At 60.3% G+C, this 14,646-nt stretch carries 18 protein-coding genes; 7 read left to right on the top strand and 11 right to left on the bottom strand.

Translation table 11 applies throughout. The features are described 5' to 3' along the window. The first annotated feature begins 75 nt into the window (after positions 1-75). Together ACVI9W_RS19470 and ACVI9W_RS19465 are read left to right on the top strand one after the other, a co-directional pair. Positions 76-798 (top strand): lysophospholipid acyltransferase family protein, encoded by a 723-nt coding sequence (locus ACVI9W_RS19470; RefSeq protein ID WP_038616303.1) that lies wholly within the window; start codon positions 76-78, stop codon positions 796-798. A 65-nt stretch (positions 799-863) separates the two neighbouring features. Next, positions 864-1,835, top strand: coding sequence for a magnesium and cobalt transport protein CorA (locus ACVI9W_RS19465; protein ID WP_461530884.1), 972 nt, complete (start codon positions 864-866; stop codon positions 1,833-1,835). A gap of 9 nt (positions 1,836-1,844) precedes the next feature. Here ACVI9W_RS19465 and ACVI9W_RS19460 read toward each other — a convergent pair whose 3' ends face one another. Next, complete coding sequence (locus ACVI9W_RS19460) at positions 1,845-2,573, bottom strand: amidotransferase (RefSeq protein WP_038608442.1); 729 nt, start codon at positions 2,571-2,573, stop codon at positions 1,845-1,847. A gap of 528 nt (positions 2,574-3,101) precedes the next feature. Between ACVI9W_RS19460 and ACVI9W_RS19455 the strand changes: the two genes are divergently transcribed. Next, the gene (locus tag ACVI9W_RS19455; RefSeq protein ID WP_461530883.1) at positions 3,102-3,905 is read left to right on the top strand and encodes a c-type cytochrome; all 804 of its coding nucleotides are present in this window, start codon (positions 3,102-3,104) and stop codon (positions 3,903-3,905) included. Between the two features lie 110 nt (positions 3,906-4,015). Here the strand turns inward: ACVI9W_RS19455 and ACVI9W_RS19450 are convergent, their stop codons facing one another. From ACVI9W_RS19450 to ACVI9W_RS19435, 4 genes are all read right to left on the bottom strand, one after another. Beyond that, a complete protein-coding gene (locus ACVI9W_RS19450; RefSeq protein WP_461530882.1) occupies positions 4,016-4,348 on the bottom strand; it encodes a ribonuclease E inhibitor RraB in 333 nt (110 codons plus the stop codon). Positions 4,349-4,534: 186 nt separating this feature from the next. Beyond that, positions 4,535-4,771, bottom strand: a complete 237-nt coding sequence (locus ACVI9W_RS19445; protein WP_461530881.1) for a hypothetical protein — start codon at positions 4,769-4,771, stop codon at positions 4,535-4,537. Between the two features lie 140 nt (positions 4,772-4,911). After that, positions 4,912-6,996 (bottom strand): LTA synthase family protein, encoded by a 2,085-nt coding sequence (locus ACVI9W_RS19440; protein ID WP_461530880.1) that lies wholly within the window; start codon positions 6,994-6,996, stop codon positions 4,912-4,914. A 14-nt stretch (positions 6,997-7,010) separates the two neighbouring features. Next, positions 7,011-7,211 (bottom strand): hypothetical protein, encoded by a 201-nt coding sequence (locus ACVI9W_RS19435; protein ID WP_157687007.1) that lies wholly within the window; start codon positions 7,209-7,211, stop codon positions 7,011-7,013. Between ACVI9W_RS19435 and ACVI9W_RS19430 the strand changes: the two genes are divergently transcribed. After that, positions 7,210-7,683 (top strand): methylated-DNA--[protein]-cysteine S-methyltransferase, encoded by a 474-nt coding sequence (locus tag ACVI9W_RS19430; RefSeq protein ID WP_461530879.1) that lies wholly within the window; start codon positions 7,210-7,212, stop codon positions 7,681-7,683. The genes ACVI9W_RS19435 and ACVI9W_RS19430 overlap by 2 nt on opposite strands. Before the next feature lie 10 nt (positions 7,684-7,693). On the opposite strand, the gene ACVI9W_RS19425 is transcribed toward ACVI9W_RS19430, so the two are convergent. Continuing rightward, the gene (locus ACVI9W_RS19425; RefSeq protein WP_038608424.1) at positions 7,694-7,897 is read right to left on the bottom strand and encodes a PLDc N-terminal domain-containing protein; all 204 of its coding nucleotides are present in this window, start codon (positions 7,895-7,897) and stop codon (positions 7,694-7,696) included. 128 nt (positions 7,898-8,025) lie between these two features. On the opposite strand from ACVI9W_RS19425, the gene ACVI9W_RS19420 reads away from it, so the two are divergent. Beyond that, complete coding sequence (locus tag ACVI9W_RS19420; protein ID WP_461530878.1) at positions 8,026-8,967, top strand: ZIP family metal transporter; 942 nt, start codon at positions 8,026-8,028, stop codon at positions 8,965-8,967. On the opposite strand, the gene ACVI9W_RS19415 is transcribed toward ACVI9W_RS19420, so the two are convergent. Next, entirely contained in the window at positions 8,964-9,494 is a 531-nt protein-coding gene (locus ACVI9W_RS19415; protein ID WP_461530877.1) for a hypothetical protein, read from the bottom strand. The genes ACVI9W_RS19420 and ACVI9W_RS19415 overlap by 4 nt on opposite strands. Positions 9,495-9,554: 60 nt before the next feature. Beyond that, complete coding sequence (locus ACVI9W_RS19410; RefSeq protein WP_461530876.1) at positions 9,555-10,079, bottom strand: ankyrin repeat domain-containing protein; 525 nt, start codon at positions 10,077-10,079, stop codon at positions 9,555-9,557. Positions 10,080-10,352: 273 nt separating this feature from the next. On the opposite strand from ACVI9W_RS19410, the gene ACVI9W_RS19405 reads away from it, so the two are divergent. Continuing rightward, entirely contained in the window at positions 10,353-10,625 is a 273-nt protein-coding gene (locus ACVI9W_RS19405) for a DUF3509 domain-containing protein (protein ID WP_038608413.1), read from the top strand. A 66-nt stretch (positions 10,626-10,691) separates the two neighbouring features. On the opposite strand, the gene ACVI9W_RS19400 is transcribed toward ACVI9W_RS19405, so the two are convergent. From ACVI9W_RS19400 to aroC, 3 genes are read right to left on the bottom strand one after another with little or no spacing between them, the layout of a single operon-like run. After that, positions 10,692-11,219 (bottom strand): acireductone dioxygenase, encoded by a 528-nt coding sequence (locus ACVI9W_RS19400; RefSeq protein ID WP_461530875.1) that lies wholly within the window; start codon positions 11,217-11,219, stop codon positions 10,692-10,694. Positions 11,220-11,231: 12 nt separating this feature from the next. Continuing rightward, positions 11,232-12,377 (bottom strand): MFS transporter, encoded by a 1,146-nt coding sequence (locus tag ACVI9W_RS19395; RefSeq protein ID WP_461530874.1) that lies wholly within the window; start codon positions 12,375-12,377, stop codon positions 11,232-11,234. A 38-nt stretch (positions 12,378-12,415) separates the two neighbouring features. Next, positions 12,416-13,507, bottom strand: coding sequence for a chorismate synthase (aroC, locus tag ACVI9W_RS19390; protein WP_461530873.1), 1,092 nt, complete (start codon positions 13,505-13,507; stop codon positions 12,416-12,418). 133 nt (positions 13,508-13,640) lie between these two features. On the opposite strand from aroC, the gene ACVI9W_RS19385 reads away from it, so the two are divergent. Next, the gene (locus ACVI9W_RS19385; protein ID WP_461530872.1) at positions 13,641-14,603 is read left to right on the top strand and encodes an alpha/beta hydrolase; all 963 of its coding nucleotides are present in this window, start codon (positions 13,641-13,643) and stop codon (positions 14,601-14,603) included. Positions 14,604-14,646: the final 43 nt, after the last annotated feature.

The raw sequence follows: 14,646 nt of genomic DNA, 5'->3' as shown, positions 1-14,646 counted from the left end.
ACGACCGCATTGAGCGTTTGCCCGCACAAGTGCACACCCGTACACTGCGCCGCGTTTGCCTATGTGAGTCGTATGATGCTTTTTCTTACACGCATGTTCCTGTTGGGACTGCATTTTGTTCTGATCGGTATTGTCGGTGTATTGATCGGCCTGTGCCGGCCCTTCAACCCGGATAACAGCCGCATTTATGCCCGCCTGTACGGACTGCCCGCCACCTGGCTGATGCGCCTGGAGGTCAAGGCCGAGGTCGGGCCGCTGTTCGATCAGCCGCCTGGCTGCGTGATCATTGCCAACCACCAGTCCAACCATGACCTGTTTGTCCTGGGGCACGTGGTCCCACCGCGTACTGTATGCATCGGCAAAAAAAGCCTGAAATGGATACCGCTGTTCGGCCAGCTGTTCTGGCTGGGCGGCAATGTGCTGATTGACCGTGGCAACTCCTACCATGCTCGCCGTGCCATGCAGACCACCACGCGCACCTTGCGTGAAGACGACACATCGATCTGGGTATTCCCCGAAGGCACACGCAACGCCGCAGAGCAGTTGGCGCCCTTCAAGAAAGGCGCTTTCCACATGGCAATCGAAGCCGGTGTACCGATCGTGCCCGTGTGTGTCAGCCGTTATACCCAGCGCCTGCGCCTGAACAGCTGGCGCCGCAGCAAGGTGATCATCCGCTCCCTGCCGCCGATTGCGACCAGCGGCCTGACCCAGCAGGACGTTCCGGCCCTGGCTGAACAATGCCGGATACAGATGCAGCGCTGCATCGACCTGATGGAAACCGAACTGCAGCAGGCCTGAATGGTTGCTCAATTCTGTGTGGCAGACCAAGCTACTGGCACGGTCATCAGAAGAAGCGAATCACCATGGGACGAGTCGTTGCGGCGGCGGTGTACAGCGCCGGCAGAAAAGTCACCAACATCAGTATCGATGAAGGCAGTCAGTGGGCCAGTAAACCCGGGCACTTCGTCTGGATCGGCCTGGAAGAGCCCAATGCCCAGGAGCTGGCCAACCTGCAAAGCCAGTTCAATCTGCATGAACTGGCCATTGAAGATGCCCTGGAAAAACACAGCCGGCCGAAGCTGGAAACCTTCGGTGACGCGCTGTTCATCGTGACTTATTCGCCGGTGCGCCATGAAGGCAAACTGGAGTTCATCGAAACCCACATCTTCGCCGGCAACGGCTACATCATCACCTGCCGCAACGGCCACTCCAAGTCCTACGCCCTGGTCCGCCAGCGCTGCGAAGCACGGCCATTGCTGCTGGAGCATGGCGAGGACTTCGTGCTCTACGCCCTGCTCGACTTCGTCACCGAAAACTATCAACCCATCGGCGAAGCCATCCACGGCGAGATCGAAGAACTGGAACAGAGCGTGCTCAGCAGCTCGCTCCATGAAGAAGACATCCGCCGCCTGCACAGCCTGCGCCGCGACATTCTGCGCTTGCGCCGCTACGTAGCGCCGATGGTCGAAGTCAGCGAAGAACTGCAGCGTCTGACCTTCCCGTTCATTGACAAGACCATGCGCCCGTACTTTCGCGATGTGCAGATTCACGTGACCCGGCAGATGGAAGACCTCGCCGGGATCCGTGACATCGCCAGCCAGACCATCGAGATCGGCATGTTGCTGGAGTCATCACGCCAGAGCATCGTGCAACGCAAGTTCGCCGCCTGGGCGGCGATCCTGGCGTTTCCCACCGCAGTGGCGGGCATCTACGGGATGAACTTTCAGAACATGCCGGAGCTGAGCTGGCATTACGGCTACTTCGCCGTGCTCGGTGGCATCACCGTGGGTTGCGCGGCGCTGTTTGCCAGCTTCAAGCGCTCAGGCTGGCTTTGAGCCGCAACCTCAGGTCGGGGTGCCCTGGGGTTTGTGTGCGACGAAACGCATCATCCATTCGGCAACCGTGCTGCCCTGGTGCTCATGCGCCAGGCTGTCGATGCCTTTGCGGTAGACCTCTTGACCCAGCTTGTCCTGGCGCAGCTCAAGCAGCGCTCGCGAATAGTCGTGGATAAACTCCGGGTGCCCCTGGAAGCACAGCACCTGATCACCAATGTGGTAAGCGGCGTTTGGGCAGAAATCGCTTGAGGCAATCACCGTGGCGTTTTCCGGCAGGCGGGTGACCTGGTCCTGGTGGCTGATCAACAGGGTCAGCTCCTCGACCTGCGGGCTCATCCACGGTGCCTTGGCATTCATTACATAGCGATGGGTACCCACCCCCCAGCCCTGGCTGGCTCGCTCGCTCTTGCCACCGAGCAGCAGCGCCAGCAGCTGATGACCGAAACACACACCCAGCAACTTGTCGCCACGCTGATAGCGTGCCAGCAGAAACGCTTTGAGGGTTTCGATCCAAGGATCATCGCCGAACGAGTCGGCCTTGCTGCCAGTCACCAGGTAGGCATCGAATACCTGGTCATCAGCGGGGTATTCGCCGTTCATCACGTTGTATACGTCAAACTCGGCGGCGATCGGTTGCCGGGTGAACAACTGCTCGAACATCCGTCCGTAGCCCTGATACTGCCCGATCAGCTCGGGTCGCAGGACGTCGGTTTCCAGGATGCAGATGCGTAACGACATAAAAATAGTCCTGAACGACAAAAGGCGGGATTGCCCCCTAGAGCCTGCCCCGAATAAGGCTTGCAGGCAAGTATGATGCACTGACGAACGGTCACCCCAAGTGGATCCAGGTACAGAACCATTGCAAGCGTCTAGCAAGGGGAATAGTTGCCAGATGGCATAAGGCCTCATAACCAGAAAGCAGATTAAAAACAATATAAATACGAAAGCGTTCTAAAACACAGCTGACGTTGACCCTAAGGTTAGTTGTATACCCATTAGCAAAGGTTCGCGTCTGGACGTCAAACCGCGTTACCCATGTTTGCCGGATCGACGACAAGGAAGCCATTGGGCACTCAGGAATAACAACAAAAAGGCGGTCAGCCATGTTCAAACAATCCAAAGTACGTCAAGCCGGGCTCATTCTCTTCGCCACGACATTGCTGTTGATCCTGCCGAACCTGTCACGCCTGTTCGGCTGAACCTCACTATGGCCCTCTACGGCCCTGCGCAGGTACTCTGCCAGCCTTGATTCGCTGGAGATTGTCTATGCGCCGTTGCCTCGTCCTGTTGTCGACCCTGCTCTGCCTGCCCCTGCAGGCGGCGCAGCTGACCCTGGAACTGGGTAGTAGCAGCCGCCACTGGCAAAGCGCCGAACTGCTGGCTCACCCCCAGGCCCGGGATATTCGCATCGACAACGACGTCTCCTACAAGAAAACCATGCACTACCGCGCCGTGCCATTGGCGGCGTTGCTTGAAGGTGTTGGACCAGAGGATCACCTGCAAGCCGTGGCCGACGATGGCTTTGCCGCCGAGATGCCGGCTGCCCCGCTGCTCAAGGACGGCCCGGCACGCGCCTGGCTGGCCGTCGAAGATCCAGCCAGGCCCTGGCCTGCGCTGGGGGCCGGTAAACACAGCGCCGGGCCGTTTTACCTGGTCTGGACAGACCCCAAGGCCGGAGGGATCAGCCCGGAACAGTGGCCTTTCCAGGTCGCCAGCATTCGGCGCCTGGCACCGGTCGCCACGCGTTTTCCGGCGCTACTCCCGGATGCGCAGCTGGCCAGTGACGACCCGGTCAACCTCGGCTTCGCGCTGTTCCAGAAAAACTGCCTGGCCTGTCATCGTCTCAACGGCGCGGGTGACGCTCAGTTCGGTCCGGATCTGAACCTGCCGCACAACCCCACCGAGTATTTTCAGCCGGCGTTCCTGCGCAGCTACATTCGCAATCCACAGAGCCTGCGCCAGTGGCCGCAGGCAAAGATGCCCGGTTTCACCAGCGCCGTGCTCAGCGATCCGGAACTCGACGCCCTGCTCGCTTACCTCGCGCACATGGCGACTCGCAAGCAGCCTTGATCTGCATAGTTTTATTTCAATGAGTGGTCATTTCAAAGACGCGCGGTTGCACCCAATGTGTACAACCGCTGCGGCTGCTTTGCGCTCAACGCTTCATTGCGAAGCGTGGCTCAGGCCAGCGGGCGTTCCTGTTTCACGCCCCAGCCTTCGATTTCACCGCCCAACGGGGCTATTACGGCTTCGAAATCCTGCTCGAATTCATCGATGCCGCCGTAGGTGGCATACATCACCTTGCTCAATTCCAGGTTCCAGGCGCCATCATCACGCTCATGTACCTGGGCGCTTAACGATTCTCCGCGAAACTGTCCCGCTGCCCGTCTTGCCCGCGCCTCATCAGGGAAAACCGCATAGAACTCTATGGGATGAATCTGGGCAAAATTGAAGCCGCCCTCTTTCATCTGACGTAATACCGTGCTGCTGATGTCCTCGTATTGGCTGCTCATGAATCGTCCTCCTAACTACCGATGGATAGACTTTCAGTGCAAAACGCACCTGCCCGCCACACAAGCTGTGCGGGGGCAATTCGAGCTGATGCATGACGTGGATCGGCAAGCCCGGGCGATCGCAAAAATCGGCCCGACCTTGATTGCAGCGTAGTGCCAAGTTGTCGAGTGCGCCAACCAGCCGGCTCAGGGCGCCTCGGCAATGGCAGTGATCTCCACGCCATTCTGCTCCTTCAACCATTTGGCTGTGGGCATGCTGGCGCGATCCTGGAAATCATTGAGGTCCAGTTCGTCCATGACTGGGAACAGGTGGGTACGAATCAGCCGTGCGGCCTCCTCGATGCTGGGCGCTTGCTCCGAGGTGAACGGCAGCGAGGTACGCTCGCCTTTCTGATCAATAAAGGTAATGACCCACGCTTTCATTGGATTCTCCTCTGTACGGATGCTCAGGGTGAATCGACCTACTTTCCGTTGACCCATACAGCCGGCGAATGTTCAGCCGCACTGTTCCAAAAGTAAAAAAAAAAGAGGCCCGAAGGCCTCTTTCTGTTCAACGCAACGCGTTACTTCGGCACACCATGGACAACACCCGCGGTGTTATCCAGCAAGCTTTTGGTCGCGGTCTGGATGAACGACTCAAGCTTGTGGGTCAGGTCCTTCTGGTCCGGGCTTTCGATCAGCTCGGCCTTGAAGGTGCTTCCCAGCTCGTAGCGGTACATGCGCGGCGACATGTCCTTGGACTCGATCAGGATGCGATCACCCTTGATCAGACCAACGATCTGCTCGCTGCCCGACGGCTTGATCATGCCAAAGCCAGGATCGCCAGCCGGCAGGTTGAGCAGGTCGCGTCCCCAGCACTGGTGGCGGGTTTCGCCGCCCAGACGGCCCATGATGGTCGGAACGATGTCGATCTGGGTACCGACAGTGTGATTGACCGCACCGAACTTCTCCTGGATGCCCGGGGCAATCAGCAGCAGCGGTACGTTGAAGCGGCCCAGGTCCAGCTCGGTTATTTGTTGCTGGTTACCAAAGCCGTGGTCACCGACGATGACGAACAGGGTTTCCTTGAAGTACGGCTCTTTGCGCGCCTTCTCGAAGAACTGGCCCAGTGCCCAGTCGGAGTAGCGCATCGCGGTCAGGTGCTGATCAAGACGGCCCTGGCCGGTTACCGGCTCCACTGGCAGCTCGGCAGGCAAGGCGTACGGCGTGTGGTTGGACAGGGTCTGCAGCAGTGCATAGAACGGCTTCTTGCCATAGTTCTTGGCCAGCTCTTCGGCGCCACGGTCGAACATGTCCTGATCGGACACACCCCAGGTAGGATCGGAGAACACCGGATTGACGAAGTCATTACGGCCAATGAAGGTGGTCATGCCCTGGTTGCCGAAGAAGCCCGACTGGTTGTCCCAGGCGAAGTCGCCGTTGTAGACATAAACGTCGTCGTAGTCACGGGCGCTAAGCAGCGCTGGCAGACCGGACAGCTTGTGACCACCTTCCGGTGTCTGCATCAGGTATTCGAAACCTGGCAGGTTCGGGTAGCAGGCCATAGTGGCGAACATGCCCTGGTGGGTATGGGTGCCATTGGAGAAGAAGCGGTCGAACAGCAGACCTTCTTTGGCCAGTTTGTCGAAGTACGGGGTGATGTTGTTCGGGCTGCCCAGGGCGCCGACCGAGTGACCGGCGAAGCTCTCCATGAGGATCACCACGACGTTCTTGATCGGCAGGGTGTTGTCGGCCGGCGGCGTGAAGTCACGGCGCACGGCAGCGCTGTCGGCATCGACCAGTTTGTCATTGCCGGTCAGCAGCATGTCACGCACGGTCTGGGTGGCCAGGGTTTGCTCGATGGTCGACTTCCAGACATTGGCGCGGTCTTCACCGTAACGGCTCTTGGCCGCGTCGATCAAGGTCAGGGTGCCGTTGAGGCCCAGTTGGTTGACGAAATTCGAGTCGGTGGTAAAGGCATCACCCCAGCGCATCGGTGGACCCTGACGCAGGGTACCGCGGGCGGCGATGACAGCCACCAGCAGAATCATGAAGAACACCACGCCACGCACGTACCACGGGGCCACCGCACGGCTGCCGGCCGTCTGGTTCTGGTAAGCGCCACGGGGACGGGTCAGGCGGTCGATGCCCTTGAACAACAGGCTCAGCAACCAGGTGCCAAAGAGCCACGCCAACAGGTATCGCACCACCGGAAAGCCGTACCAGAGCATGCTCAGGACGGTCTTGGGATCTTCCTTGACGTACTGGAATACCAGACCGTTGAGGCGCTGGTGGAACTCACGGTAGAAGTCCAGTTCCATCAGGCCAAGGAACATGACGACGCTCGAAGCAATGGTCAGCCACACCCGGAACAGGCCGCGGGCAGCCATGGCACGGGCGCTGAGGGTGGCCAGCAGCAGCGGTATGCTCAGGTAGACAACGACACGCAAGTCAAAACGCAGGCCATTGAGGAAACCCTCAGCCACCGTCGACATCGGTGTGTCACCGATCATGTCGCTGTTGTAGATCAGCAGCCCCAAACGTACCAGGCTGAGCATCAGCATGATTACCAGGCCACACAGCAGGGTGTAGGCCAGGTGCGATTTTAGCGTCGGTTGCAGCGGGCGCGACGCAGCCCGCTGATCACTCAAGGCGTCCGTGTTAGCCATGGATTGGTAGATCCCTAGGATTCAGATTCAAGAAAGGCGAAAAAACGAATCGGCAAATGTGCACTAAACCCGAGGGCAATGCACGGCCATTCGGCGAACGGATAATTGCGCGCGCGGATTTTCCATAATCGAATGTGAAAATTTCGTTGATAGACACGCCCGGCAACGACTTGCAATATTGTGCTCATTCCTTCATCAATCAGGCGCAGCACCATGTATTTCCGCTACCAGCCCAGTCCGCTTGGCCCACTGTTGTTGGCCGGCGACGATCAGGGCCTGCACCTGCTGCACATGGATGCCGCACAGCCCTGGGAACTGCCGGGCGAATGGCTGCCTGCGCAGCATCGACTGGATGAAGTGGCGCGCCAACTGGACGAGTACTTCGCTGGCAAACGCGAGATATTCGACGTCAGCCTGGCGCCGCTGGGTACGCCTTTTCAACGGGAAGTCTGGCAAGCCTTGCAGCGTATTCCCTACGGCACCACCTGCAGCTACAGCGACCTGGCCGGGCAAATCAACCGTCCTCGCGCCGTTCGTGCGGTCGGTACTGCCAACGGCGCCAACCCGATCGCGATCATCGTCCCCTGCCATCGGGTGATCGGCAGCAACGGCACCTTGACCGGCTATGCCGGGGGCGTGGAGCGCAAGCAGATGTTGCTGGAGCTTGAGGGCGCGTGGTTGATCTGACTCACCAGACCTATCGCGGAGCAAACCCGCTGCCACCGCCGCGCGGCCCGGCAATCGCCCAGATAATCAGCCCGAGCACCGGCAGCAGCAGGATCAACAGGATCCAGAGGATTTTCGGCCCCAACCCCACGCCGCTTTTAAGCACATTGATGATCGCCCAGATATCCAGCACGAGGATGATCAGGCCTACCAGGCCATTAAATGTGGAACCCATGCTGTCGCTCCCTTGAACACGTGTGCCCACAGGATAGCTGGCTATGAGCCCTATAGATGTTAATGCCTGGCTGCGGCGCAACGACGCTGGTTACACTCGGCTCATCGATATGGTTCAGTGAGGTTCCTATGCCCCCCGCCCAAAGCTCCAGCAGCCCTGCTCCGGCGACACTCTGGAGCGCCTGGTTGCAGCAGGCACAAACCACGCCCTGGCTGAGTGCCGGACTGGGCGTGAGCCTGCTGGCAGTCATTGGCCTGTTGATCGCCAGCGCCTGGAACGCCGTGCACGGTGATCATCAGGAAAACCTGCACATGGCAATGCTCGGTGGCCTGGCCGGGTTTGCCGCGACGGCGCTCGGCGCCGTCATGGCTGTGGTCCTGCGCGAAGTCAGCGCGCGCAGCCAGGATGTGATGCTCGGCTTTGCCGCCGGGATGATGCTCGCCGCCAGCTCGTTCTCACTGATTCTGCCGGGCCTGGATGCTGCCCGTGAAATCACTGGCAATGGCCCCTATGCGGCAATGACCGTGGTCATCGGTATGGGCCTTGGGGTGCTGCTGATGCTTGGCCTCGATCGTTTCACCCCGCACGAACATGAAAGTACCGGCCCCTGCGGACCGCAGGCCGAACGGATCAACCGGGTGTGGCTGTTCGTGCTGGCCATCACCCTGCATAACCTGCCCGAAGGTATGGCCATCGGTGTCAGCTTTGCCAATGGCGACCTGAATGTCGGCCTGCCGTTGACCAGCGCCATCGCCATCCAGGACATTCCCGAAGGCCTGGCCGTGGCCCTGGCGTTGCGCGCCACCGGGCTTTCAACCCTGAAGGCGGCGCTGGTGGCGATCGGCTCCGGCATGATGGAGCCGATCGGCGCGGTGATCGGCCTGGGGATTTCCACCGGCTTTGCCATCGCCTACCCGGTGAGCATGGGTCTGGCGGCCGGCGCAATGATCTTCGTGGTGTCTCACGAGGTGATTCCGGAAACCCACCGTAATGGTCACCAGACCTCGGCAACCCTCGGCCTGATGGGCGGTTTTGCGGTGATGATGTTCCTCGACACCGCCCTTGGTTAAACGTGCACCGCTACCCGCAGCGCTTCCAGAGCAGGCGCTGCGGCAATCCCCACCTCGGCACACAGCTCCAGCACCCGCGCCAGGTCGTTACCGCCAACCATGACCATCTGCAGCTCGTCATCGAGCAGCTGGCTGAAGTTCACCAGCACATAGCCACCGGCCTCTTTGTTCATCGCGCCCATCTGCACCTGGATGCGGTTGAGTGCGGTCAACGGCTCGACCTTGGCCAATTGCTTGGGCTTGAGGTTGAAGGCCACGCTCTTGTCGAAGGAATCGACGATCTGCGCGAACAGGTCCTGGTAGGTATCGGCCTGGAACAGCACGGTGTCAGGCAAGCTGCCGACGACGATCCACTCACCCAAAGGGATCGGGAAGCTGTCGTCGTAGTTGATGTCAGGATTGGCAGCCAGGAAGGCTTGCGGGTCGGCATAGGCCTGGGCGGCCTCGTCGGCGATGCGCTCGATGTCTTCTTCGCGCATGCAGCCGGCGCTGATTTTGCCGATGAGTTCGACCAGTTGGGATTTCATGAAGGGGCCCTGCGACACTGAAAAAAGTCGCCAAGGATAGCCGCAAAAGGCCCCTGGGGGTTAGCCGCGCAGTGCTTGCAACTGCGCAGCGGTATCGGTGGCACCCATGGCCTGGGCGGCGCCCAGCGCGGTGATACCCTTGGCTTCCTGACGCTGTGCATCAGCGCCTTTGCCGAGCAGGTACTCGACAATCGCAGTGCGGTTGAACATGGCCGCCATCATCAACGCAGTACGTCCGTCGGCCGCAGCCGAATCGACCGCCACGCCCTGCTCCACCAGCAACCGGACCATCGCCAGATCACCCTTGAACGCAGCGCCGGCCATTGGCAACTGGCCGTTATCGTTGGCAATCAGTGGATCGGCGCCATGCAGCAGCAGGGTTTTTACCGCGTCGAGATGACCGTGGTAACTGGCGAGCATCAGCAAAGTGTCGCCTTTATGGTTACGCAGGTTGGCCGGCAGGCCCTTCTCCAGCAAACGCGCAAGCATGACTGCATCGCCCTGGCGAGCCCGCTCGAAGACTTCTTCAGCGAACGCGGCGGCTTCGTCGTCATTCATGGGCGTGGAGCTGCGTTGGTCGGACATGGGGAACCTCCTGGCGGGTTTGAAGACCCAAGTATTTGCCAGGCAAGCCTTCAGGTCCATTGTGGATAACCCATGGTGCCAACAGAACATTTCTATTGGCCAGCGCACCTTGCAAAATGCACGGTGTAATTTGCCTGGCCTTGCAGAATGCACGTCCACGCAACTGAGAAGCAAACCTAACAAGTTGATATTTAATGATTTTTTAATAAATCGAAACTGGCACAGTCACTGCACCTATCACTCCATGTCTGCCACCCACAGCCAGGAGTTGATATGGACCTCATCCAGGAAAAATTCGCCTCGGTATTCTCCGCCTATGCCGTCACCACCCAGGCGCGGCCCGATGGTGGAATTCTGCTGACCTTGCGCGCAGCAGATGGCAAACAGGTCAAACGCTCGATTTCCTACGGGCAATTGCACAGCGCCGATCAGCTGACCTGGGCGATCAGTGCGATTCGTCGCGACCTGGCTGAGCAAGCCAGTGAACTGCCAGTGATTTCCCGGCTGCAGAGCCAGCAGCGTTTTGCTTTGCCGACCTATCGCTAAACAGCCAGGGCCGCTTCGTTCCCCATCGCTGGCAAAGCCAGCTCCCACAGGAGCTGGCCTTGTTCGTTACATCTCACAGTCTTCAAGACCCGGGAATTGCTCGGCAATTTTTGCGCCGGTGAAATGGGCAACCGCTGCCGGTGTTTTGTTGAACAACCGAATTGCCACAAACCGCGGCTCCGCGCCCATATCGATCCAATGCCGAACCCCTGCCGGCACACCGATCAGGTCGCCTTTCTCGCACAACACCGCGTAGATGTAATCCGCGATATGCAGGCTGAACAGCCCGCGTCCGGCGGCGAAAAAGCACAGTTGATCTTCTTCGCAAGTATGTTCGGCAAGCAAGCTGGCATCCGATTCGCGGGTTACTTCAACACCGGCATAACCCTTCTCGACCTTCAGGGCATCGATACTGCGTTGATAAGCGCCGATCAGCTCCTGATCACTAGCGCCCGCCGGAATCGACGCACTGGCCTGCCAGCGCTCGAAACGCACGCTGTGCTCCGCCAGGGTCGAAGCGATGTCCTCAAGGTGGGTCAGTACCTTGTTCGGGATGTCCGGGGTGGACAGGTGGTAAACGGACAGGCTGCTCATCAGAGGAAATTCCTATTTCTCGGCTTCTTTCATTCGGGTCGCAATGATAACGGCTGCAGCCAGCGCTGCGACGCTGGCAATACTAAAGGTGGTAGCTGCGCCCAGCAGATTCCAGCTGTAGCCGGAATACAGGGCGCCCAAAGCGCCGCCGGTTCCCGCCAGGGCAGCATACAGAGCCTGCCCCTGGCCCTGCTGACGGGCGCCAAAACTACGTTGCACGAAAGCAATGGCTGCGGCATGGAAGCTGCCGAACGTAGCGGCGTGCAAGACCTGGGCAAACAACAGCACCGTCAGGTGTTCGGCAAAATTGCCCAGCAGCAGCCAACGCAGGGCAGCCAGGACGAAACTGGCCATCAGCACCCGGCGCAACGAGACCCGCGCCAGAATCCAGCTCATGCCGAGGAACATCAACACCTCGGCGACCACGCCCAGGGCCCAGAGCATACCGATGACACCGCGGCTGTAGCCCAGATGTTCCAGATGCAGGGTCAGAAAGGTGTAGTAAGGCCCGTGACTGAGCTGCATCAGCGCCACACAGACATAGAACGCAGCCACGCCGGGGCTGCTCAATTGCCTGAGAAACCCACCCTGGCTGCGCTCGTTCTGCCCGGGTGGCTGGGCGTTGGGCACCCAGAGGCTGGCAAGGACGATGCCGGCCATGATGATCACCAGCGCCAGCGGATACACATCCAGGCTCAGCCCATCGAACAGCCGCCCCAGGCCAACCACAGTGAGGATAAAGCCGATCGAGCCCCATAGGCGGATCTGGCTGTAGCGTGCGGTCTGGCCCTGTAAATGCGCCAGGGTGATGACTTCGAACTGCGGCAACACCGCATGCCAGAAGAACGCGTGCAAGGCCATGACCAGCGCCAGCCAGGCATAGCTCTTGGCGAAGAAGATCAGCGAGAAGCTCAGCAGGGTCGCCAGCGCTCCCAGGCGTACGATCAGCAGGCGCTGACCACTGCGGTCACCGAGCCAGCCCCACAGATTGGGCGCGACACAACGCATGAGCATGGGGATGGCCACCAGCTCGCCGATCCGCGCGCTGGAAAACCCCAGGTGATGGAAGTACAGCGCCAGGAAAGGCGCTGTAGAACCGAGCAAGGCGAAGTAGAACAGGTAGAAGCTGGACAGCCGCCAGTAGGGAATGGGCGCCACGGCTCAGCAGGCCGCGGCGCGTTTGCCAGGTGAAGGCATTACAACTGGCCCAGCACCGGTGTGCTCACGCGTACATCGGCGTTCTGGCCACGATGACGCAGCAGGTGGTCCATCAGCACGATTGCCATCATCGCTTCGGCGATCGGCGTGGCGCGGATGCCCACGCACGGATCGTGACGGCCCTTGGTGATCACTTCAACCGGGTTGCCGTGCACATCGATCGAACGACCCGGGGTGGTGATGCTCGAAGTCGGCTTAAGGGCCAGGTGGGCAACAATCGGCTGACCGGAAGAAATCCCGCCGAGAATGCCGCCGGCGTTGTTGCTGAGGAAACCTTCGGGAGTCATTTCGTCGCGGTGCTCGGTGCCGCGTTGCGCCACGCTGGCGAAACCTGCGCCAATCTCCACGCCCTTGACCGCGTTGATGCTCATCAAGGCATGCGCCAGCTCGGCATCCAGGCGGTCGAAGATCGGCTCGCCCAGGCCCGGCATGACGCCTTCGGCGACCACGGTGATCTTCGCCCCGACCGAATCCTGGTCACGGCGCAGCTGGTCCATGTAAGCCTCCAGCTCCGGCACCTTGTCAGGATCCGGGCTGAAAAACGCGTTCTGCTCCACCGACTCCCAGGTCTTGAACGGAATCTCGATCGGGCCCAGCTGGCTCATGTAGCCGCGAATGCGAATCCCCTGGCTGGCCAGGTACTTCTTGGCAATCGCGCCTGCAGCCACACGCATGGCGGTTTCCCGCGCCGAGCTGCGGCCACCGCCGCGGTAGTCACGCTCACCGTACTTGTGGTGGTAGGTGTAGTCGGCATGGGCCGGGCGGAACAGGTCCTTGATCGCCGAGTAGTCTTTGGACTTCTGGTCGGTGTTGCGGATCAGCAGGCCGATTGAGCAACCGGTGGTACGGCCTTCGAAAACCCCGGAAAGGATTTCGACTTCATCGGCTTCCTGACGCTGGGTGGTGTGCCGGCTGGTGCCGGGCTTGCGCCGGTCGAGGTCGTGCTGCAGGTCGGCCAGGGAAATTTCCAGGCCCGGCGGACAGCCGTCGACAATGGCGACCAACGCCGGACCATGGCTTTCGCCAGCGGTGGTGACAGTGAACAGCTTGCCGTAGGTATTGCCGGACATGCAGGACGCTCCGCGAATCAGCCTGATTTGAACAAGGCCGCCAGTATACGCAGGCTAACCATTCAGTTCATCCCTGACAGCGAACCTTCTGCCCAGGCGCCGGTCAAAAAGCCAACTCCTCGATAGTGGCCTGATGATGTTGCGCGTTTTCGTGGTAATCGCCCTGCTGTTCAGCGGTCTGGTGGACGCTGGCGCCCCTACTGTATTGCAACGCCCAATCAGTCTCGATACCGGTAGCGGCACGCTGTACGGCAGCCTGCTGTTGCCACGCACTGAACAACCGCCACCGGTGGTGCTGATCATCCCCGGCTCCGGCCCCACTGACCGCAACGGCAACAGCCCGGACGGCGCCCACACCGACAACCTCCGGCAACTGGCCCTGGTGCTGGCCAAGAACCGCATTGCCAGCGTGCGTTATGACAAGCGCGGCGTTGCCGCCAGCCAGGCAGCGACACCGGATGAACGCGACCTGACCGTTGAACGCTATGTCGCCGATACCGTGGCCTGGAGCCATAAACTCAAGGCCGATCCACGTTTCGGTCAGTTGATCCTGCTGGGGCACAGTGAAGGCGCGCTGATTGCCAGCCTGGCCGCAGAACCGAGTGGCGCCAGCGCCGTAATCAGTGTGGCCGGCAGCGGCCGGCCGATCGATGAGGTCTTTCGTGCACAGCTCGCTGGCCGCGTACCGGCCCGCTACAGCGAGCAGGTGATGCAGATACTGGATACCCTCAAGGCCGGACGCACCGCGTCAAACATCCCTCGGCCTCTGCAGGATGTGCTGCGCCCGTCGGTCCAGCCGTACCTGATCTCATTGTTTCGCCAGGACCCGGCAGCGGCGTTCGCCAGGGTGAAGGTGCCGGCCCTGATCATCCAGGGTACCCACGATATCCAGGTCGATGTCAGCAATGCCGAACGGCTCAAGGCCGCCAAACCCGATGCCGACCTGGCATTGATCCAGGGCATGAACCACATGCTGAGGATTGCCCCGCAGGCAGCAAGCCAGCAGCGCGACAGTTACCTGAATCCGAAATTGCCGCAAGCTGCCGAACTGGGCGAGCGCGTCGTCGAGTTTATCCACAGGCTGCCCGCAGCCTGAGCGAATTTCAGCGAAATTCAGCCTCCAGTCCCGGACGATTCTG

This window comes from Pseudomonas sp. 210_17 TE3656 (genome assembly GCF_054821965.1).
The sequence above is the reverse complement of the archived record's forward strand: the minus strand, read 5'-3'. Positions and strand labels throughout refer to the sequence as shown.